The sequence below is a fragment of the Fluviicola taffensis DSM 16823 genome (assembly GCF_000194605.1).
Lineage (GTDB): Bacteria > Bacteroidota > Bacteroidia > Flavobacteriales_D > Crocinitomicaceae > Fluviicola > Fluviicola taffensis.
Genome location: NC_015321.1, coordinates 1,806,100 through 1,829,056, shown reverse-complemented (window position 1 = coordinate 1,829,056; position 22,957 = coordinate 1,806,100). Strand labels below are relative to the sequence as shown.

Below are 22,957 nucleotides of genomic sequence, written 5' to 3'. Positions count from 1 at the left end.
ACATTCTTACTGGAGCACAACAATGCGGTTTCGGTATTTCACTTGTCCCTCGCTATTTTTCAATACAACCACATAGGTTCCTGAACTCAAATGAGTTGCCAAATCCATTGTTTCTTCATCTTGCATGATTGTTTGTGCTAGCAATAACTTACCATCCAACTGCATGATTTGTAATTGATCACCTGCTAACAAGGATCCTTGCAACTTGAAGATCCCATTATTAGGAACAGGATACAACTTATACAACACATTTTCATCATCGGGATGATCTGCACTAGCAGTTTGTTGCATGCTTTTCGCTGAACTAGTTTGACAATCTGGCGTGAAAATAGTAGCTGTGTGGTACACGTGATTATAGAGCGCTTGTGCTTGGAACACAGATCCTCCTTGTTGGGCAGGGCAACCTTGAGCCAAATCAACTAGCACCAAACTGTCCGATGTGTTAAACACCTCGTTGCGGTAATGCAAATCTGCTTCGTAGAGAAGTTGGTAACTTTCTTCCAACCTGTTTTCCGGATTCACGCTATTGTTAATTGCCGCGGCCTCTGCCAAATCGCCAACTGACAAGGATTTTTCCACTTCCCATAACGTGCCAATATTGGTTTGTGACTCTGTTTCAATTAAAGCATCCAACTCTGGTTGAGCTGAACTTAAAGTACCCGATTCCTCTTCCGATAATCGATACAATTGGTTCTTCATCACCACTTGGTGATCTGAATCTATAACCGATTCGACCAATTCTGCAGATTCTTCCAACCAACTAGCCGCAGATTCTTCTGCACTAGCCGTTTCTGATGCGATGCCTTCTTCACTGCCGTTAGTTCCAGCCATCAAGCCTTCTTCTGGTGGAAGGCTGGTCACACATGCTGTTTCAAGTGGTGGATTAGACACGTAAAATAAGGTGATTGGAGAAATGCTCGCGGTATATGACCAACTACCTAATCCTGAAGTAAATGTTGAACCATTCGGATTGCAACTGCTGCTATTCCGCACATACATTTTTGAATTATTTGTATTACTTCCGTTCAAACAGGCATTTTTAAAATTTCCATTTGTGGTTCCAGTGGGAGACCAAGTTGTACCCACCCAGGTATTATCCGTGGGTGTGGTGGTGGTTCCCTGCTGTCCTATAATTGCGCTATTATCCAACACAAAGCCGTAGCGGTGGTTTTGCATGGTTGTTTTGTAGGTTTTGGTTTGGCTGCAAGTTCCATTAAAATACAACCCGGTATGTGTGTCACGTGTTCCATTACAAGAGATATTGTTTCCCATTGATTGCGTAAACTGAATGCCTTTATAGTTTTCATAAGCCTGTGAAAACCCAATTACGTTGTTTCCATAGATCTGATTCATCCCATTTCCAGCTGTACAATTATTATACGCAATACCATAACTGGAAGCACCCACAAAAGCATTGGGGTTAATACCCAAAGTAAGGGTGTTTTCATTGGTCGTAATACTCGTTTTAAGCCAATTATTAACAGTGATTCCTCGCAGAGAACCTGTAATAGTATTGCTAATTGAGTAAATAGATCCTGCAAAAACATCAAGCGCACTATTATTTTCTAAATGAATGGCACTCGTTCCAAAAGAGCCATTATTCGTTCCTAAATTCTTTTGAAATAAATTGTTGGAAACGGCAATGCTTGCTCCAACACATGGATTAATTCCATTGTTAACACTCACAAAAACACCTGTATTGGTATTGTAAATGGTATTGTAAACAACACCCACTGTTTGAAATTGCTCCAAAGAGAGATAAAGCCCCATATTTCCATTGTAATAGCCTTGTACTGGATAATTGTTGGTACGGGTGCTGCGAATCGTATTGTAATTGAACTGAACATTCTGATAATTGACCACATGAAGTACTCTGCTCAATCCATAAAATTTATTAGGAAGCGAGGTAGTTCCTGCAACATCTACTTTACCCAAATAACCAGATGTAGCTGTGGCAAAAATTCCAGTTCCAATATTGGGCAAACTTTGGCTTGAATACATGGCAGAAGTAATGATCTGCGGGAATTGTACCGCAGTATTTTCTACTTTAACATTGGCATTCGAACAATGAAGTGCAACCTTTAAGTTATCAAATACATTGTATTCAGCCGCAACAGTAGATCCAATATTCATTGAATTAAATACTGTACCAACATTTACCAATTGAATTCCTTTATCTGAAAAGGTGCTGTTTTGAGGCACTTTCATAGTCGTTATTGGATAAGTCGTGGTAATGTAAGGATTTACGTATGGGTCTGTACTTCCGTTTAAAGCTTTCACGGTAGTTGTCAAAGGCCAAGTTGAAGCAGAAGTATTGTAGATAGTTCTGCAAGTAAACAAACTGTTCTTCACCGAGAACATGCTTGCAACGTTCGCAAACGGATAACCCTGCACTCTGATTGCTGTTGCGTTTTTGTTAAACGTTGCATTATTTACCTGCAATAAAATAACGCTTTGCTGGGTTGTAACCGGTAAAAAGTCTACCCCAATAACTGCATCTTCAATTAGGGGTGTTTTTGTAACCGTTGAAGACACGATGTATGGCTGCATATTTACCTTTCCACCAGGTTGCACAACAATTCCCTGCCACATGTTTTCACAACCGTAAAAATGTGATCCTGTAATATTTAATGTTGCCGTTGAAGCTACTGTAATTGTAACTCCAGGCTGAATTTTTACATTGTTTCCGGTAAACGTTACATTTCCGGAGATTGTAGTATTGCTTGCAACACGCAAAGTAGTATTCGCTGTTGGTGAAGTAGTTACCGTTCCAGAAATCAGTGTTCCTGTTCCACAATCCGGACATGGACTAACCGTAATTGCAGCAGTTCCGCTTTGGCTTTTAGAACATCCCATAGCACTGTTTACACTTGTTAAAGTATAGGTAAACGTTCCCGTAGCACTTGTTGGTACTAGAACCGTAGCAACATTTCCGCTCCCACTTCCAATTGATTGATTAACCCCATTTGTCGTATAATAAAACGTGTAAGGTGCAGTACCATTTAATCCTGTAAAGGTAATAGTTGGTGAAGGTGCTCCCTGACACACAGTTGGAACAGTTGAAATGGTTGCTGTTGGCAGCGGCTTTATTGTAACGGTAGCTGAACCGCTCAGAATTTGGGAACAGCCTGTTGCGCTTGTTACACTGACTAAATTATATGTGAATGTTCCAGAAGTATTGGTGGGTACAGGAATACCAATCCCATTTCCATAGGTTGTGGTGATCGTTTGGTTTGCTCCGCCGTTGATAGTATAGACAAATGTATATGGTGCAGTTCCAAATGATGCAGTTAAAGCAATACTCGGTGATCCGGAGTTTTGACAGACCGATGTAGTACCTGAAATAGTAGCGGTTGGAGGTGTAATAAAAACATGCACCAATTTCGATGCTGTACATCCTAAAGAATTTGTTCCTGTAATCGTATAGGTAGTACTTGCTGTGGGAGATGCGATGACAACAGGGCCTGTAGTTGTAGATAATCCGGTTGCAGGAGACCAGGTATAAGTATCTGCTCCACTTGCAGTTATTGACACCTGCTGACCTGAACAAATAAAATTATTAATGGCTGAAACGGTAATAATTGGTCCTACCTCAATGATGTCTGAAATCGTTTGAGAGCAACCATTATTATCCGTATAGGTATAAACAATGGTGTGCATCCCAATACCCGCAACAGCTGCATTGAAGCTGTAAACACCTCCACTGTATTGCACCCCGTTTCCGGAAAAAGATCCATTTGGAAGAGGTGCATATGGGGATAAATCAGAAATAGATTGATTGGAACACATTGCATTTGGCAAATCCATCACAATCGTGGGATTTGCTGCAACCAATGAAATATCATCCATGTAAATGTACAAACCGTAAGTATTTCCAGACGTTCCCAATAAGGAGGTATTCGCAATAAAAAAATTGGACAAATTACCAGAACCTGTATAGGTAAATGTTTGCGAATAATAGTCCCAATTATTGTTAGCGGTATTGTTTATTATTATCGGAGTACCCAATTGATATACCGAACCGGGAATAGACGGTAAAACTGAATTAGCACCGGGCCATGCAATAGTTGAAAGTGCAGCACCAAAAGTTATTTGACCATTCGTACCTAGAGGAGGCATCTGATTCATCGCATTATAAGCAACTTTTGCACGGAACGAAAGTGTATACGTTTGGTTTTGAACTAAAGGAATATTCAGTAACGATTGTGCGGCTTCAAATCCATTACTCAAACCTGCAAACCCCATGAAGTGATTGTTAGGAGAACCATTCCAGGATTCAGCTCCCGGGGAATTATAATAAGTAGCAGGAATAGAAAAATTATTATTGAAGGTGCTGGTACAATTCCTTTTAAAAAGATCTGGTGTAAGAACTGCAGGAGACCAACAATTTATCGAAATTCCGTTACTAGCAGGTACTTCCAGCTGACCGCATTGACCAGCACCTTCAAAATTGCCGTTATTCAGCATACTGCAAACTGTTGGTGTGCAATTTCCTGCTGAAACATAAATAAGTACATAGGTAATGTTTCCTCTCACCCCGGTGCCTGAAACAGGAATATACCTTAACAGGACAACTCCCGGAGTAGCTGCTGTATAGGTAAAACTGGTACTGGAAATCGCGGTCAGTGTACCATTTCCATAAATATTCTCCAAACACTCAAAGCTACTCGCATTTACATCATTTTGCAGGATAGTTGAAATGGTCAGTGATCCACCAGGACTTACAACATGTTGGTATAATCCCCCTGATGTAATTCCATCATTAACTCCGGCAATTTGCAGTCCTGGACAAACACCCACATTATAGTTGAAATAATTTAAGTTGGAAGTAATACCATAAGTTGTATTTACCTGATAACCAATATCACACAAAACAGCTCTTTCTTCTGGTTTTAAATACCTTTTCATAGAACCGCCGTTTTGTCCGTTAGACATCACATAATATTCATCATCCAGATAAGGATTCACTGTATGATGACACACGTCTTCCATGTGGCTTAAACTGCTTGGCGGTTGAAAAGTTGATGGAGAATATACCGATTTATTAACCGTTCCTGCAAATTTAATGTGCGTTGCACAATCAAATGAAGCAGGAGTCATAACCGTTGGATTCAATGCAGGATTGAAGCTGTAATTGTATAAAGAACATGCTCCGGTATTTGTTATTAAAGATTGATTTCCGGCGGTTTTCAAAAACAAATCGTAACGCGAATAATATTCATAACCCGTATTAAATTTTGAATCTCCATTCGCATCAATTAACGAAGCAAAGCCCAAAGCATGTGTAATTTCATGAAGTGCTACTGAATATAAATCAAAATAACTTGAAGAGGATGGAGCTTGATTTAACAGGATATTCCAGGGGTTTCCGATATTATCAAAATTAAATCCTACCATTCCATGATAAAACATGGCCCCATTTGGAACTGTTGAAATAAGAGGAGATGCCACTCCGGTATAGGAATCAACACCTGAATTGATTGTTTTCCAAATTTCATTGTCAATTATTCCTTTAGTAGCGGACGCATTTGAAGGGACTACGTAAAAACCCGAGGCTAAACCCAACACATTACTTATAGCTGCTGGAAAAGGATTGGTCAACGGATCATATCCTGGCAGCTCTTGATTAATATTTCGCACCAAAATATTGACATGCACGTTGGAGTTTGCAGGTACAATAAACTGAGATAAATCGGAAAAAACCTGACAAATCACATTTCTGCGGTCAATTTCAGTCTGAGAACTGCCTTCCATGCCACTTCCTTGTTCGAAGTATAAATCGAAGTAACCACTGGAACACAATAATGCGGGCGCGAGCTGTGCATTTTTAGGAATACTGCCAACTTGTAAATCACTTAATTGGTACTGCCTTCCATTCATGTCAAAAACCTTGTCAAATATACCGTTGGGAGACAGATTACTCGAGTCTTGTTGGGCGTTTAATACAAATAAGAAAAGTGAAAATAGAATAGTTAAGGTACGTTTCATAGGTAGTATTCAATTGTTTAGAGTCCAAATTATTAATAAAAAATAAATTCCTATGATTTATTTTAAAAAATAGTGATTTTAGTTTTGAAAGTACACCACTTTATGCTAAATCGATTTTGTAATAATTAAAATCTTTTTTTGAAATAAGGCATTATTTAATAGGCGTTAAAAGAAGTTAATTACAGCCTTCAGATGTACCAAAACAAAAAAACATGCGTTAAAGAATATATAAGTAGTAGTAGTTAGGTTTAGTTTAGGTAGCGTGTGAAGAGAGACTTTATTTCCAGTCTCTCTTCTTTTTTTTATTCTAATTCGGAATAGCTATCGAGAAAAATACAACCTGTTCATTTTGAACTTTTGAACCTTTTTAACAATTCTATCATTCCTTAATCAAGGCATTCGATAAATCCATCAAATACGAATTGTTGTTTCCTAAGTTTTCCCAAATCAACTTTATTTTTTTTCCCTGAAATGCATCTACTCGGTAAGAAATTCCCAAGTTTTCATAGAAATGCTGATCCAACTCTTTGAATGGAAGATTTCCAAACTTCATGTTTGATGGAACTTTATTTCCAGGCAAAACAAACAGGTAATCTCCTTCGTTCATCGTCCACTTTGCCAATGATTTTGAATGAACATACTTGGTGTAAATCAACCCATTTTTCGAATTTTGAAAAACAACCACCAAAGCCATTAAATCAGTTTCATTGTGAAACTCAACTTTGGCATTACCCCCTTTCTTCGATAACGGTTTTGTTTGAGGATAAGTAGAAGAAAATGGCTTGCTCTGAGTGAATAATTTCGTGAAGGGAACAGAATCATTGTGTGCCCAATGATTAATCAAATCTCTAAAAAGTGCGTTCGTCCAAGTGCGTTTTTCGACCAAATCTTCTCCAACAAATGGTAAGTTTGAGTCCAACCGAGCATCATCAACCAGTCGTTTTTCGCTTTTCACTTCAGTAATTAATGAATCCAACTTTTGACGCTCTTCTTTACTAAAAGCCATATAAGCCGTTTGCTCTTGCGCTAAATCATTTTCCGGATCTTCTTTCACATAAAACAAGGCAATAATTCCAACAACACAAATCAAAAGGAGTAAAATTATTCCACTTAATCTGAGCCATGAAATACGGGACGATTCCACCACAATCTTTCCTTTTTTTACATTGCTTCCGAATTCAGTTACTTGCTTGCGATGTTCGTCTGTGAGCTGCAACTGCAAGAGTCTCTGCGAAAGAAAGAGTAAAAATCGACTGGAACTTTTTGGATGAAAAGTCAAGCCCATAAAAAACTCCAATAATTGAGTTTTAATTCGGTAGTGATTCAAGTTCAACGAATCCAAGGTCAGAATCCTGTTTTCACTCAGATAAGCCGCTACCAATTTATGTAGATCGGTATCTTTCTTGGCTTTTTTTAAAGCAATGCTCAACTCCTCCTTTTGACTTAAAACCCACTCCGATATCGAATCCTGCACCAAATTTTGCTGGTATGCTGGCAATAATATCGAATAACTTGCAAAAAAGTGACTGTTTTTCTCTGAAATAGAAGAAATCTTGTTGGTATATATTGAAAATAAAAAGGGTTCTAAAAATAACTTAAACTCTTCATAAAGAGCATGTTCTTTTAGTTTTAGAGAATCTTTAAATAAGTCACTGAATTCTCCTTTTTGAAGTGTGGAAAATAAATTTGAATCCGTTTCTACCCAAGAAGCAAAAATCAACGCTTTACTCGATGAACAAACACCTACAAAATGAGTCAACTCTTTCTCCGTTGCATTTGGAAAAATGCTTTTGCACGTTTCTAAAAACTCCACTTTTTCAGCTTCAGAAAGTGGAAACTGGATGTTTGGATTTTCCTTTTTTACAGCACCTAATTGGAGATACTTCATAGGGGTTGAATTGATGGATGAAATTAGCGCTTCAAAATTTGGAGCGCCTTTTGAACTTCTTTATCCGAAGATGCCGTTACTAAGAAATAACCCTCTTCAATAAACAATTGTCGGGCAATTTCGGCTTTCATCACTTCTTTGATAAGCCCTTCACTTCTTTTGAAATCATCAGATCTATAAGGAATATCAAGATTTTCACCCGTTTTAATTAAATTTTGCAACAGGTTTTTTGGTGTTTCAAAATTGGCGTTAAAATCTTGAATGGTTTTCCAAGAAGATCTGTTTTTAGAGGCGAAATCAAATGCTACTTGTTGGAAAGCACCTGAATATCTAAGTGCCAAATAATAATACGTAGAATTGGTCGTATCAAGCGGAACAAACACATCCGGCATAATTCCCCCACCATCGTAAACGGTTCTTCCTTTTAAAGTCTTAAACTTTTTTGCGTTTTTGAAAACCGATGAATCTGGAGCAAAATATTCTCCGTTATCTCTTCTTTTGTCATTGCTGTGGTAATAATCTTCATAGCTTTCACCAAACGACTTTTGAATTGATCGACCAGAAGGAGTGTAGTACCTAGCAATCGTAAGTCGCAAATCACTTTTGTCTGATAGCGAGAAATCTTTTTGTACCAACCCTTTTCCAAAAGATCTTCTTCCAATAATTGTTCCTCGGTCATTGTCTTGAATTGCTCCAGCTAAAATTTCAGAGGCTGAAGCCGAATTTTCATTGATTAAGATAACCAATTCTGTTTGTTCCAATAAACCTCCTCCTTTTGAGTATTCCGTAGTACTTAGGTATTTTTTTCCTTTAACTGTAACGATTTTTTGCCCTTTTGGCAAGAATTCATCCGCAATTCTAACAGCTCCATCTAGCACGCCTCCTCCATTGTCACGCAAATCAAAAATCAGCTTTTTCATTCCCAATTGCTTCAAGGATTGCGCTGCAAAATAAAATTCGTCAGCACTAGAAATCGAAAAATTATCTAGGCGGATATATCCTACTTGATTGTCGAGCATTTGAGCACAAACAATTGATGGAAGTGGAATAATTCCACGAGTAATGGTTTTACTGTTCTTCTTTCTATCTCTATAAATTTGAACTTGAACCTTCGTTTCAGGATCACCTTTCAATTTACTAAGGACATCTTCGTTTTTAATTTTTTTACCCGTAATCCTTTTACCGTCAATCATTAGAATTTTATCTCCTGCTTTTACACCCGCTAGAAAAGAGGGGGAATTTGGAACCACATTGGTAACGCATAATGTATCTCGAATAATTGCAAATCGAATTCCTACACCACCAAATTTTCCTTGGATTTGTTCATTTACAGCCTTTAAATTTTCGGATGGAATATAATTTGAATGCGGATCTAACTCATGCAACATATCTGAAATGGTTTTTTCAAATAGTTTTTTGCTTTCAATAGAATCTACATATTCGCGATCTAGCAAGCCAATAATTTCTTGCATCTTGGAATAAGAACCAGAAACGATTTGAGGTTCTTTCTGATTCAAACGGGATCCAATCAATAATCCAATGACTAAAAAAATCATCAATAATGTTGGATAAATAAAGGCATATTTTCTATTCATTTAATTCGGATCTGAGATGTGAACCACTTCAACACCAGCGCTTTTTAAAAAGTCAACACCAGTAGTGTCTTTGTATTCCATCATATAAACAACACGTTTGATTCCTGCTTGTAGAACCAATTTACTGCAATCTTTACAAGGTGACAAGGTAATAAAAAGAGTCGCTCCACTGCAATCATTCGTAGACCGAGCAACTTTCAAAATGGCATTTGCCTCAGCATGCAAAACATACCACTGTGTATTTCCGTTTTGATCTTCGCAACAATTTTCAAATCCTGCAGGAGTTCCATTGTAACCATCTGAAATAATTCTTCCATCACGGACAATCAACGCTCCAACTTTTTTGCGCTCACAATGTGATAATTCAGCCCAAGTTTGAGCCATTCTCAAGTAAGCTTTGTCGTATCTTAATTTTTTCTCTTCTGTCACTTCTTTATCTAGTTCTACAAACATGCTGCAAAGATAAGATTTAATCAAGTAACGTGAATTTATATCCTACACCTCGTATTGAATGAAAGAATTGCGGATTCTTTGGGTCATCTTCAAACAACTTGCGAAAACTTAGGATATAATTGTCGATTGTTCGTCCTGTTGGAAATTGATCATTCGTCCAAAGTGTGTTCAGTATTTCATCGCGGGAAACAACCTCATCTTTTCGGGCATAAAACAATTGAATCAATTCCATCTCGCGTTTACTCAATTCTTGTTTTGCACCAGTGTTCATGCTTTCCACTTCAAACGAAGCAGGGAAAACACGGTAATTTCCAATTCTAATTTCTGAAGGAATTGTCAGTTGCTTCTTATTCGGTTGAACCAAGATAGAACAGCGTAAAAGGAACTCTTCTAAATCAAACGGTTTTGGCAAATAATCATTCGCGCCTAATTTTAGTCCAGCAATCCGATCTATCGTGTTCCCTTTGGCAGAAACAAAGATGATTGGAACAGAAGATTCTTCCCGATATGCCCGGCAAATATCCAAACCACTTACTTCTGGCAACATCACATCTAGAATAACCAAATCAAAGTTGTCCAGCTGGGTTTTGTATTTCAAAGCTTCTTTACCATTGGTAATTGTAGTAACAGAATACCCTTCCAACTCCAAATTGAATTGCATCATTTCAAGCAAACTTTGCTCATCTTCAATTACTAATACCTGTTTCATTTGACAAACTTCTTTAAAAAAAGCGTTTTCATATTGGATTCTTGTGTTAAAAGAGTGTAATTTTGAGAAAACTACAATATAAATTTAATTAAATGCTAAAAATCGTTTTCATACTCAGCACAATTCTATGCTTTGTCAATGTCTTAAAAGCCCAGGTTAGCGAAGGCGGTATTCCTATTAGCTTACAAAAAATAAATGCAACAAGCAATTCACCTTTTACATATTCTCAAGCAATTTATACACTTTCAAAACCAAATATCGTTGCTGCAAAAAATGACGATGCACTCAATGATTCAAAAGGTGCATACCGCGTTGGACTAAACCTTCCTGTATCAATCACTATGACAAATTCAGGAACTTGGTCTTTGTTGCCCGATGGAACAAAAGTTTGGAGATTAATTATATCTGGAAAAGATGCAATGGCATTGGGTCTTTATTTTTCAGAAAGCGTTCAAATTCCAGCAGGAGGAAAATTATTTGCCTACAATGAAAACGGAAAACAAATCTTAGGTTCTTATACCTCTTCAACAGACGATTTTCAGGCAATGGAAATGGTTCAAGGAGAAAAAATGTATTTGGAATACAGCGCACCATCTTGGGTACAAGAAACGCCAGTTTTCAACATTAATGAAGTTGTGTATTTTTACAGAGGAGTGGAGGAACATGTTGGAGCATTTTCAAGTAAATCATCAGCCAATCAAGAGAAAGCTGCAAATTGTCAAGTAGATGTTGCCTGTACAGAAGGAAACAACTGGGCAAATCAAATAAAATCTGTCGTTCATTATACCTTTAACGATGGAACGGGAACTTACGTTTGTAGCGCTTCTACGATCAATAATACATCCAATGATTGCAAACCCTATATTCTTACCGCTTGGCATTGTGGCGAAAGAGTTGCTGGACAATCAATTTCTACTTGGGTTTGGTATTGGAAATATCAAAAAACAACTTGTGCAACAGGTAGTCAAAACCAAAACGATCCTTCACAAGGAACAAAAACAATGACTGGCGGAACCGTTCGTGCTTCTTCAGGAAATGGCACTTTAAATAATCCTCCAGGAAATGGTAAAGTGGCTGGATCTGATTTTTATTTGGTCGAATTATCTGCTCAACCACCAGCATCTTATGAAGTCTATTATGCCGGTTGGGATAGAACCAATACGGGATCGGCAAGTGGCGTTGGAATTCATCACCCAGATGGGAGTGCCAAAAAAATATCTACTTATACTCAAGGTTTATCCAGTAGTAATTTCAATGGCGGAGCTGCAAACGCACACTGGGCTGTTTTTTGGGCAACCACTGCGAATGGACATGGTGTAACGGAAGGGGGTTCTTCAGGGTCTCCCCTTTTTAATACAAGTGGAAGAATTGTTGGACAGCTAACTGGAGGTGGTTCAGCTTGTACCGTAAATGGAGCTGGAAATGGAACAGGTCCAAATGAAGCGGATGTCTATGGAAAACTATTTACAGATTGGGATTTAAACGGAACAACTAACAATGCACGCTTAAAACCTTGGTTAGACGCAACGAATACTGGAGCAACCGCTATTAATGGAATTGCCGCTCCTTGTACTGTAACGCCGAATGCTCCCGTTGCTCAATTTGTAGCAAATCCAACTACGGTAACTTCCGGAGGAGTTTCCCAATTTACAGATCAATCTACAGGAAGTCCTACATCATGGGCTTGGATCATCACTCCTGCAACAGGTTGGGCTTATTCTGGAGGAACAAATGCTTCTTCTCAGAATCCACAAGTTACTTTTAACACAACAGGAACTTATACTGTACAATTAACCGCTACAAATACCTCAGGATCTGATGTAGAGTTAAAAACAAATTACATTGTTGTCACAAATTCTACTGGTCCTTGCACTGCTTCATCTACCTTTTGCGATGAATTTATTCAAAACGTAAGTTTAGCTACTATTAATAATCAAAGTACTTGTAACAACTACACGAGTTATAACATCGGAACAACTTTAACCAAGGGTCAACTATATAGCATTACAATTACTCCACAAATTACAGGTCAAGCTCCTGGAAGTGCTTACACGGGGGATGAAATTGCTGCTTGGATTGATTTCAATGGCGATTTTGATTTTGATGATGTGGGGGAACGAATTGCCTTTGTATCTATTACTGCTGGCGCTTCGCTTGTTTTCAACTTCACAGTTCCACAAAATGCCACAAGTGGTTCAGTAAAAATGCGCGTTCGAATTTCTTACAATGCAACACAAGGTGGTGAAGGTCCAATAAACCCATGTGGAAACACAAACTACGGTGAAGTGGAGGATTACAATATAATTCTTTCAAACCCTTTAGGTTTGGAGCAAAATTACTTGGATGTAGTTTCAATTTACCCGAATCCTGCAAATGATGAAGTTACAATTGACCTTGCTGGATTAGAAGCTGAAACAATTTCTGTAGAACTAATGGATATGACTGGCAAAATTCTTCAAACTCAAAAACAACTAACAAGTAATACAGGTGTTTTTGATTTGAGAAACTTGGCTCAAGGAAGTTATCAATTGCGGATTACGGACGGAACTATTCAACGCATCGCTCGAATTGTAAAACTATAAATTGAAAAAACAAACCGTTATTGTTAGCGTAATCAATGATTTGAATACGGATCAACGTGTTCATAAAGTATGTTCCTTTATTCAAAATCAAGGATACGATGTCTTGTTGGTTGGTCGGGCTCTCAAATCGAGTCAGGCAATGGAGTTTCGAACCTATCGTACAAAGCGCTTTCGGATGTTTTTTGAAAAAGGTGTGCTGTTTTATGCCTGGTTCAACTTTCGACTGTTTTGGTTCTTACTTTTTCATCGCTCGTCGATTCTTGTAGCCAATGATTTGGATACCCTTCTTCCAAACTATTTGGTTTCCAAACTAAAAGGAATCAATTTGGTGTACGATTCACACGAATATTTTACGGAAGTTCCTGAGTTAATTAATCGGCCAAAAGTGAAAGCTATTTGGGAACGAATTGAACGGTTTTTCTTTCCAAAGTTGAAATTTGTGAGTACTGTCAATCATTCTATCGCGGAAAAGTACCGCCAAAAATATGGCGTCGATTTGAAGGTTGTTCGCAATGTTTCACCCCGTTGGAATCCACCGAAAATTCAGTCGAAAAAAGAGCTCGGAATTCCAGAAGGAAAGCACATACTAATCATGCAAGGCGCCGGATTGAATGTAGATCGCGGAGTGGAAGAAGCAATTCGCATGATGCCTTTCTTGGAAAACACGGTTCTCCTCATTGTGGGAGATGGAGACATTATTCCCGAAATGAAAAAGCTCGTTGAACGCGAAAAATGGACTGATTTGGTGCTTTTCTTTGGAAAACGTTCGTATCTGGAATTACTCCAGTTCACGCAACAGGCAGACTTGGGTTTAAGCTTCGATCAACCTACGAATCCGAATTATTTGTTTTCGCTTCCAAATAAGATTTTCGACTATATTCAAACGTCTACTCCTATTATTTGTTCCGATTTAGTGGAGGTTTCCAAGCTGGTAAAGAGTTATGAAGTGGGCAAAATCGTAAGTGATTTCAATCCAAAAGAACTTGCCAAACAAATCCAAACGGTTCTAAACAATCCTGAATTGATGGAATCCTGGAAAAACAATTGTAAAATTGCAGCCAGTAAAGAAAATTGGGAAGTAGAAGTTCAACAACTAAACGAATTCTATCCAAAAATTCATGAATAAGCAAATCCACATTGTTTCTTTTGATGTTCCTTTTCCTCCAGATTACGGGGGTGTTTTGGATGTTTATCTAAGAGCAAAAGGATTTAAAAAATTGGGTTATTTCGTCATTCTTCATTGCTACGAATATGGCAGAGGAAGAACACATGATTTTTTGGAGATCGCCGATGAAATTCATTACTACGAGCGAAAAACTGGATTAAAATCGCTCTTGTCAAAACTCCCATACATTGTAAAAAGCAGAAATTCGGAAGCCCTTTTAAAGCGGTTGATGCAGGATGAAAATCCCATTCTATTGGAAGGTCAGCATAGCACTTTTTGGGCAAATGAACTCAGCAAAAATAATCGGAAATTGGCCATTCGGATGCACAATATTGAATGGGAATATTACGGTGATTTAGCAAAAAATGCCAAAACGTATTCGGAACGAATGTACTTTGGTTGGGAAGCTCGAAAACTGAAAAAACAGGAACTTCAACTCAAGAAAATTCCACTATTCTGCATTTCTGAAAACGATTTGGTTTATTATCAGAATTTGGGGTTTCATGCAATTTATCTTCCTGTAACTATTGATGCGGATTTAATTTTAAAACCCACAGAAGCAAAAAATCCATTTGCGCTTTATCACGGAAATTTGTCCGTTTCAGAAAATGAAGAAGCAATTGACAAACTGATAGCAGAAAATCGGCAATCGAAATTGACAATTCCAGTAGTGATTGCTGGTAAAAATCCGAGTCCGATTCTTGTAAAGAAAATCCAAAAGCAAGGATGGGAATGTATCGCAAATCCAAGTGATTCAGAATTAAATAAACTCATGAGCAGCTGTTCTTTACACTTATTAATCGGATTCAAATCTGCAGGTATTAAATTAAAAGTAATCCGCGCTTTGCTGACTGGGAAACCATGTATTGCAACCCAAGAAATGGTGGGAAATGGAACTTTGGAAAAACACTGTGAAATTTGGGATCCAGCTTTGCCATTAGCAGAAAAAATCAATCATGTTCTAGGAAGAAATCAAGAGTCAACGAATCGATTGGAAGAATTGGAGGAAGAATTTGGGATTGAGAAATTAAAGAGTGTTTTGGAGGAAATTGGGTTTTAAAATTCAATCCTAACAAGGAGATATTTTAAAACTCCCCCTTCGGAGGGGGATAAAGGGGGAGGAAATTTTTGTTGAATTTTACTAGTCTTATTGAAACACGTAAATGCTAAGAATGACAAAAAATGAGATTGTAACATCCCTTTTAGCTATAACTGCAATAATTATCTCTATTATTAGTATTTGCTTACAAGACTTAAGGGTATCAAGACTTAGCGCAATTTTAATAGGTGGTCCTAAAGTTAATATCGTTAAAATTGAATTTTCATCAAAAGAGTATTCATCAGCTTCCAATTTCGATCACATTGGGTTGTCTTTCAATTTTTTAGACCCTAAGGGAAATGGTATTTCATACTTTCACGAGATTAAAGGTATTGAGGTCAGTTCAGTTAACTCTGGTAGATAATGGAAAATGGAGTATCTGAATAACTTGAATGAAAAATCGATTCCAAATAAAGTCATTAAAGTATAATCATTTGGAAAATCCTCCCCCTTTATCCCCCTCCGAAGGGGGAGAGCGAAGAAAACCCTCTTTATTAGGTTCACATCCTAATCAAACAACGGTTGGAAAGGATCAAATCGATTCATCAAATCCAGTGATTTCAATTCTCTATTCTCTACTTTGTATACTTTCCCAGGGAATTTCTCAATCAAAGACATATCGTGGGTTGCCATGATTACTGCTGCTTTTTCTTCCTTCGCAACAGCCACAATCAAATGCATAATTTCAGTAGACGTTTCTGGATCTAGATTTCCAGTAGGTTCATCAGCAATGATCACTTTTGGGTGGTTGATTAAAGCCCGGGCAATTGCAACGCGTTGTTGTTCTCCTCCAGAAAGACGGTGTGGCTGAATATGTTCCTTTCCTTCCAAACCAACCATGGACAAAACAGTTAGAATCCGTTGATCCATTTCACGCTTATCTTTCCAGCCTGTAGCTCGCATCACAAAACGTAAATTATCCGTAATCGAACGATCAGATAACAATTGGAAATCCTGAAAAACAACACCTAGTTTTCTCCGGAGATTTGGAATCTGTTTCTTCGTGAGTTTTCGCAAATCATACTCCACCATCGACCCAGAGCCATCACTAAGCTCCAATTCTCCGTAAAGCACTTTCAATAAACTACTTTTACCTGAACCCGTTTTTCCAATTAAAAAAACCAATTCATCCGATTCCACCTCGAAATTGATGTTATCAAGAACCGTTTGACCCAATTGGTCAATTCGTCCATTTTGAATACGAATAACTTTCTCCACCTTTGTGAGTTTTTAATGTGAGATCTATCTAAGAGACAAGCGACCCCAGTTCTTGTTTTAAAATGGAGTTCAATTGTTCCAAAAGTTTAAAAGGTTCAACTTTGAACTCTTTGAACTCTTTGAACTCTTTGAACTGATTAAAACTTCAATCGATTTACAAAATCTAAATGCCGTTTTCTTCAAGACAATCTCTCAATGTAAAATTGACGATTCCGATTCGTAAAATTCCGGTGTAACAAGATTATCTCTTAACACTTATAAGTTTAAAACTTTTACACAAGCTTCCCTTATCTCCATTGGTACTACTTAATTTTAGGTTCTTAAAATAGTTGTAATGCGGATTATTGTTTTCCTTTTTTTACTTGTTGCAAGCTCTTCGGCATGGTCCCAAGTGAGCGAGAAGTACCATTCTCCTCTCAGTGGATTCTACAAAGCAGAAGATTTGTTTGAGAAAGAACAATACAGTGCCGCACGCAAAGAATTTCGGCTGTTTATAACGGATTACAAGGGTTCTAAGAATGACTCATACTATATCAAAGCCTTGTATTACGAAGGTCTTTCCGCATTAGAACTCTTCAACAATGATGCAATCGATTTATTGGAAACATTCAATCGGGAATACCCTGAAAGCATTTACCGAGACAATATTCTTTTCCAAATTGGGCGCTATTATTATCAAAAAAAGGATTACAAAAGATCGATTGTTTACTTTAATCAGCTGAATAGATCTTCTGTTGAGAAAGAAAATCAAGAGGAATATTACTTCAAATTGGGATATGCTTACTTCGATGAGAAGCAATATCCAGAATCTAAATTGGCTTTTTACGAAGTAAAAGATTCAAGCAGTCAATATGGTGCGCCAAGTTTATACTACTATTCACACATTTGTTATTTGGATAGTTCGTTCCAAACAGCATTGGAAGGATTTGAAAAATTGTTGATTGACAACCGATTCAACCGCGTTGTTCCCTATTACATTACGCAGATTTACTATATCCAACACAAATACCAAGAAGTTGTAGATTTTGCACCAAGCAAAGTAGATAGTTTGAAACCAGCGGAACAAGTAGAAATCAGCCACATTATCGGAGACAGTTACTTTCACCTTGAAAAATACGACGAAGCACTTCCTTATTTGGAATTCTACAACGCAAAATCCAACACAACCCGAGACGATGATTATGCCTTAGCATTGACTTACTCCAGAACCTCTAATTGCACAAAAGCAGTAAAATACTTCGACCGCGTTGCCCGTGAAAAGGATGTGCTTGGTCAGATTGCACTTTACCATGCGGGAGAATGTTATACCAACTTGGGAGAACTCGTTTATGCAAGAACGGCCTTTGAAGCAGCGAGTGAGTTGGACATGGACAAAATGATTCAGGAGGATGCGCTTTACAATTATGCTTTGCTTTCCTACAAATTGGACATGAATGCTTATGACGAAGCAGTTGAAGCATTCAAATTATATCTTGATAAATACCCCGATTCGAAGCGCAAACCAGTTATTTATCAGTACTTGGTAAATGTCTATACATCTACTAAAAATTACCAAAAAGCTTTAGAATCTTTGGATCAAATCAGCATCAAAGACATCAAGTTAAAGTCGGCATACCAACTAATTGCCTTTAACAGAGGGGTTGAGTTGTTCCAAAAATCAGAATATCAAAACGCAATCAAAGCATTTGAACTGGTTGATAAATATCCAATTAGCCCAGAAGTAAGCGCAAAGGCCATGTATTGGAGCGCCGATGCGGAATTCTACTTGAAAAAGTACTCAGAAGCGGTGAAAAAATATAGTCAGTTTATGGGAATGTCTGGCTCTCAATCGAGTGGTTTAAGAAGCGATGCAATGTATAATACTGGTTACGCTTATTTAGCTTTAAAAGACCCTATTAAAACCCAAGATGCCTTTAGAAATTACCTGAAAGAGTCAAATCTTACTGATTTAAACAAAAAAGCGGATGCTCACATGCGCGTAGGAGATGAATACTTTAGAAATCCAAAAGCGGATAATGGTATCAATCAATTGGCTATTGACAATTACAAAGCAGCTTATAACTTAAAAGTTGGATACGACGATCAAGCCTTGTATTACATGGCACGTACGTATGGATACATGGGTAAAAGCGATGAAAAAATCCAAAGTTTAACTGATTTAATCAATAATTACCCCAAATCCAGATACATGCAACGTTCTATTGAAGAAATTGCATTGGTGTATTATCAAAGAGAGAACTTGGATAAGGCAGAGCGCTATTACAAACAAATCATTTCCGATTATCCAACTAGTTCCAGAGTTCCAGAAGCTTATCATTATTTGGGAGATATTGCTTTCAAACGAAGTAACTTCAATCAGGCGGAAACCTTTTACTTAAAAGTTCTAAACGAATTCAATCTCAACGATACCATTTGTGAACGCGAGGTAACTTCTTTGGCAGATGTATACCGTGCGCAGCGTTTATTAAATAAAATTGAAAGCTTGGCTGGTAAATACAGTTGTGCAGATTCCATTGCAACTCAAGTGGAAGATGAATACTACCGCCAAGGATTTGATTTGTATGAAAAATCAGAGTGGAATGCTTCCATTGTTGAATTCGACAAGTATTTGAACAAGTATCCGAATGGTAAATTCTACAGAGATGCCATGAATCAAAAAGCAGATGCCTTGTACCGTTTGAAAAAAGAATCGGATGCAATTGCCATTTACAAAATTACACTTGCTGGTCCAAATGACGATTATACAGAATTAGCTTCCGTTCGAACAGCAAAATTCTTGTTCAACGGAACCCAAAAAGAAGCCGCGCTTCCTTACTACAAACGAACGGAAGAGTCTAGCTCCAATCCAGAATATTTGAACAATGCGCGAATTGGTTTAATGCGTTGTCATTTCTTGTTAGAGAACTACGCAAATGCGGTAGAGTATGCTCAAAAGGTGCTGGGTGTTCAGCAAACTACACAACTAAAATTGGAGGCTGAATACATCAAAGGGGTTTCTCTTTCCAAAGAAAAGAGAGTCGCAGAAGCAGAAATTTCGCTGGAATATGTCGTTAAAAATGCAACTACCATTTGGGCAGCAGAATCGAAATATATGCTTGCAGAAAATGCATTCTCTCAAGCAGATTATACGAAAGCAGAAGCGGTTATTCGGGAGTTGCTAAAAATGAAACCGGGTTATGATTACTGGATTGCAAAAGGGTTGATTCTACAAACAAAAGTGTTACTTCAGAAAAAAGACCTGTTCCAAGCCGAAAATACAATCAAGTCTGTTATTGATCATTACCCCATAAAAGATAATGGAATCTTACAGGAAGCTGGTGAGTTATACGATGAGATTATGCAATTGAAAACACAGCCAAAAACAATTACCAATCCAAGTGACCCAACGGTTATTGATGTGGATGTAAAAACAGGGAAATAATGAAAAGAGGTACACACATATTAACGCTTGTAAGTGCAGTATTGATTGGATCTTTTTCGAATCTGTTCGGGCAAGAAGGCAATGAAGTTATTTTAGTAACTGAAGGGAATCGCTCCATTGAAACGGCGTACCGTCAGACTTCACAGCCTAAAATTTTGGACACCGTTTTTCCAACTCCTACAACTTCTTACCCTTTGTTATCTATCAATTACGAACCAACATTTGAGATTCCAAAGATTGAGCCTGCAAAAGTAAACTTGCAGCAAAAATTACCGCAATTGTATAATGGATACGCACGCATTGGAATCGGATCAATCTTGATGCCTCTTGCAGAAGTTTACTACAACAATGGCCGCAGCAGAAAATTAAATTATGGTGGACACTTACATCATATCAGCTCTTTTGGAAAAATGAGAAATGTGGCTCCTGCTAATTTTGATCGCACCAATGTGAGGGGTTTTGTGGGAATCAATGAGAAGAAATACAGTTGGGATGTAGAATCTTATTATAGAAACCAAGGACTTCATTTCTACGGTTTTCCGAATGAAAACGCCAATAAAGACAGCATAGCACAACGTTTCAATACCTTTGGTTTAAAAGGTGGATTTCATTCACATGCCCACGACAGTTTAGGATTAAACTGGAAGCTCGGTTTAGAATATAGACATTTCAACGATAAAAAACCAAAAGCTGATTCATTGAAAGATTGGAATGCACGCGAAAATTTCTTTGCAATCCGTGCTGGTGGAGAATACAAATGGGGTCGTGAAATATTCGCGGTTGACTTAGATATTTTGCACAACTCCTACAAATACGGAGTTTTAAAAGACTCCATTCCTGGCGGGGTAAACGTTGGATTGGAAACAAAAAACACCATTATCAGCTTAAAACCAAGCATTAGTACTTATTCTAAAAACTTGAAGTTAAAAGCAAAAATTGGAGTTGATTTGACTGCTAGTTTGGGTGCAAAAAACAAGGTCTACATCTATCCAATTGCCGAAGTGAAATATTCACTCTTCAATGATATTCTGATTCCGTATGCAGGTGTAACTGGTGGACTAACACAACAGTCATTCAAAAAAATAACGGATGAAAATGAGTTCTCACTTTCAAATGTTTCCTTGCAAAATGAACATAAAGCAGCTGATGGATTTGTAGGAATCAAAGGAACATTGTCTAAACGAATTGGATTCAATGCTTTTATCAGTTTTTCACATGTGAAGAACAAAGCACTTTTCGTAACAGACACTGTTTACTCTGGAAGAAATCGCTTCAACGTGATTTATGACACCATGAATATCACTAAAATTGAGGGGTCGATTTACTATCAATTGAAAGAAAAAGTAAAAATTGATTTAATTGGAAGATACTATTCTTACAGTGCTAAAAACAACATTTTTGCATGGAATTTACCACAAGTGCAATTCATTTTAAGGGGCTCCTACAATCTATACGATAAGTTTATTCTTACAGCAGATGTAAGTTTGGAAGGAGGAAGAAGAGTACAAGTTTTCGCTGCTGGAGATGATGTATTGGAGGAAAACAATCAATATGCATTGAAAATGGGATTTTTGGCGGATGCAAATATTAGCTTGGAATACCGCTACAACAAACGTGTTTCAGCATTTTTGAACTTGAATAATGTTGCAGCACAGCGTTACAAACGTTGGTACAATTACCCAACGCAAGGTTTCCAAGCAATGATTGGAGTTACTTTCCGCTTCTAAAATACACATAGACATGTGTCTATTCAGCCAGTCGTAGCGCTAGTTTTACACTTCAAATGCCGTACCGTATGGTTTTCAAAAACGTCTATGTTCACTAATTTTAATTACTAGTGCTAAACAAATGTTTTCTATGATTTGATCCCCAAACTGCTAATTCAGCAATAATGGGCTCAAGTGTCAGACCATAAGGCGTAATTTTGTACTCTACCGTAATTGGTTTGGTGTCACAAACAGTTCGTGTAATCAATTGATTGATTTCCAATTCCTGCAATTCCTTAGACAGCATTTTTGCTCCAATTCCTGGAATGTTTCGCTTCAATTCCATAAATTTCATCGAGGTCTCGAATACCAAAGTTCCGATGATCTGAATTTTCCATTTCCCAGAAAGCAATTCTACAGTGTCTCTAATTGCCAACATTCTTCCTGCACAAGCGGCCGGTTCATGCACCATTTTCTCTTTTGTTGCCATAATAAATACAAAAATACAGCGATAACCGCCTGATTTAACAATGAGTTTCTTCAAGGAAACTAGTTTCCAAAAGGAAATATAGGCAAAAAAGATACTAATTATCATCTAGTTTTGCTCAATCATTCAATCCCAACAATAAGAGAAAGCAACGCTTTTGATGGGTCAGGATCTAAAAAACAACAAATGAAAAAAAACGCAATTATCTATTGGACAACAACTAGTTTATTCTCAGTCATGATGCTTTTTTCTGCATCTATGTATTTCACATCACCAGAAGTCCAAGCAAATTTCACAAAAATGGGATTCCACGATGCTTTTCGCATTGAATTAGGAATAGCAAAAATCATTGGGTCGCTCGTATTAATCATTCCATTATTCAAAGGCTCAATCAAAGAATGGGTTTATGCTGGTTTTGGTATCACACTGATTTCAGCAAGTATTATGCATGCAACAAGTGACGATCCGGCTTCAATGGTTGTAGCGCCAATTATTTTTCTGGGAGTTTTAGCAACTTCGTATATTTTTTGGAAAAAGCGTTTGCAAGTAGCGATTTAAAAATTGGGCCTTAGCTACGCTTGTACTGAAGCTTTAGCGTAAGCATTCTGTCACAGAATTTTTAGATTTACTAAATGAAAAAGTTGTT

The 22,957-nt window shown here is 37.6% G+C and carries 14 protein-coding genes; 7 read left to right on the top strand and 7 right to left on the bottom strand.

Annotation, left to right across the window (positions count from 1 at the left end):
• Positions 1 to 6: 6 nt before the first annotated feature.
• The 5 genes from FLUTA_RS08010 to FLUTA_RS07990 all read right to left on the bottom strand — a co-directional run bounded on the left by FLUTA_RS08010 (position 7) and on the right by FLUTA_RS07990 (position 10,633).
• The gene (locus tag FLUTA_RS08010) at positions 7 to 5,988 is read right to left on the bottom strand and encodes a peptidase M10A and M12B matrixin and adamalysin (protein WP_013686360.1); all 5,982 of its coding nucleotides are present in this window, start codon (positions 5,986 to 5,988) and stop codon (positions 7 to 9) included.
• A 379-nt stretch (positions 5,989 to 6,367) separates the two neighbouring features.
• Positions 6,368 to 7,876, bottom strand: coding sequence for a hypothetical protein (locus FLUTA_RS08005; protein ID WP_013686359.1), 1,509 nt, complete (start codon positions 7,874 to 7,876; stop codon positions 6,368 to 6,370).
• A gap of 23 nt (positions 7,877 to 7,899) precedes the next feature.
• Entirely contained in the window at positions 7,900 to 9,471 is a 1,572-nt protein-coding gene (locus tag FLUTA_RS08000; RefSeq protein ID WP_013686358.1) for a S41 family peptidase, read from the bottom strand.
• Complete coding sequence (locus tag FLUTA_RS07995) at positions 9,472 to 9,924, bottom strand: deoxycytidylate deaminase (protein WP_013686357.1); 453 nt, start codon at positions 9,922 to 9,924, stop codon at positions 9,472 to 9,474. It lies immediately after the preceding gene.
• Positions 9,925 to 9,940: 16 nt separating this feature from the next.
• The gene (locus FLUTA_RS07990; protein ID WP_013686356.1) at positions 9,941 to 10,633 is read right to left on the bottom strand and encodes a response regulator transcription factor; all 693 of its coding nucleotides are present in this window, start codon (positions 10,631 to 10,633) and stop codon (positions 9,941 to 9,943) included.
• Between the two features lie 92 nt (positions 10,634 to 10,725).
• Between FLUTA_RS07990 and FLUTA_RS07985 the strand changes: the two genes are divergently transcribed.
• From FLUTA_RS07985 to FLUTA_RS07970, 4 genes are all read left to right on the top strand, one after another.
• The gene (locus FLUTA_RS07985; protein WP_013686355.1) at positions 10,726 to 13,215 is read left to right on the top strand and encodes a GEVED domain-containing protein; all 2,490 of its coding nucleotides are present in this window, start codon (positions 10,726 to 10,728) and stop codon (positions 13,213 to 13,215) included.
• Between the two features lies 1 nt (position 13,216).
• Positions 13,217 to 14,341, top strand: coding sequence for a glycosyltransferase (locus tag FLUTA_RS07980; RefSeq protein ID WP_013686354.1), 1,125 nt, complete (start codon positions 13,217 to 13,219; stop codon positions 14,339 to 14,341).
• On the top strand, positions 14,334 to 15,440 hold the full coding sequence (locus tag FLUTA_RS07975) for a glycosyltransferase family protein (RefSeq protein WP_013686353.1): 1,107 nt from the start codon (positions 14,334 to 14,336) through the stop codon (positions 15,438 to 15,440). The genes FLUTA_RS07980 and FLUTA_RS07975 overlap by 8 nt, the downstream gene beginning before the upstream one ends.
• Positions 15,441 to 15,552: 112 nt before the next feature.
• Positions 15,553 to 15,843 (top strand): hypothetical protein, encoded by a 291-nt coding sequence (locus FLUTA_RS07970; protein WP_013686352.1) that lies wholly within the window; start codon positions 15,553 to 15,555, stop codon positions 15,841 to 15,843.
• Between the two features lie 143 nt (positions 15,844 to 15,986).
• Here FLUTA_RS07970 and FLUTA_RS07965 read toward each other — a convergent pair whose 3' ends face one another.
• Positions 15,987 to 16,697, bottom strand: a complete 711-nt coding sequence (locus FLUTA_RS07965) for a cell division ATP-binding protein FtsE (RefSeq protein ID WP_013686351.1) — start codon at positions 16,695 to 16,697, stop codon at positions 15,987 to 15,989.
• Positions 16,698 to 17,031: 334 nt separating this feature from the next.
• Here FLUTA_RS07965 and FLUTA_RS07960 point away from each other — a divergent pair, with 334 nt between their 5' ends.
• Together FLUTA_RS07960 and FLUTA_RS07955 are read left to right on the top strand one after the other, a co-directional pair.
• A complete protein-coding gene (locus FLUTA_RS07960) occupies positions 17,032 to 20,118 on the top strand; it encodes a tetratricopeptide repeat protein (RefSeq protein WP_013686350.1) in 3,087 nt (1,028 codons plus the stop codon).
• Positions 20,118 to 21,845: a TonB-dependent receptor gene (locus FLUTA_RS07955; RefSeq protein WP_013686349.1), complete on the top strand. Its 1,728-nt coding sequence runs from the start codon at positions 20,118 to 20,120 to the stop codon at positions 21,843 to 21,845. The genes FLUTA_RS07960 and FLUTA_RS07955 overlap by 1 nt, the downstream gene beginning before the upstream one ends.
• Before the next feature lie 100 nt (positions 21,846 to 21,945).
• Here FLUTA_RS07955 and FLUTA_RS07950 read toward each other — a convergent pair whose 3' ends face one another.
• The gene (locus FLUTA_RS07950) at positions 21,946 to 22,368 is read right to left on the bottom strand and encodes a winged helix-turn-helix transcriptional regulator (RefSeq protein ID WP_342630456.1); all 423 of its coding nucleotides are present in this window, start codon (positions 22,366 to 22,368) and stop codon (positions 21,946 to 21,948) included.
• Between the two features lie 129 nt (positions 22,369 to 22,497).
• Between FLUTA_RS07950 and FLUTA_RS07945 the strand changes: the two genes are divergently transcribed.
• On the top strand, positions 22,498 to 22,869 hold the full coding sequence (locus FLUTA_RS07945; protein WP_013686347.1) for a DoxX family protein: 372 nt from the start codon (positions 22,498 to 22,500) through the stop codon (positions 22,867 to 22,869).
• Positions 22,870 to 22,957: the final 88 nt, after the last annotated feature.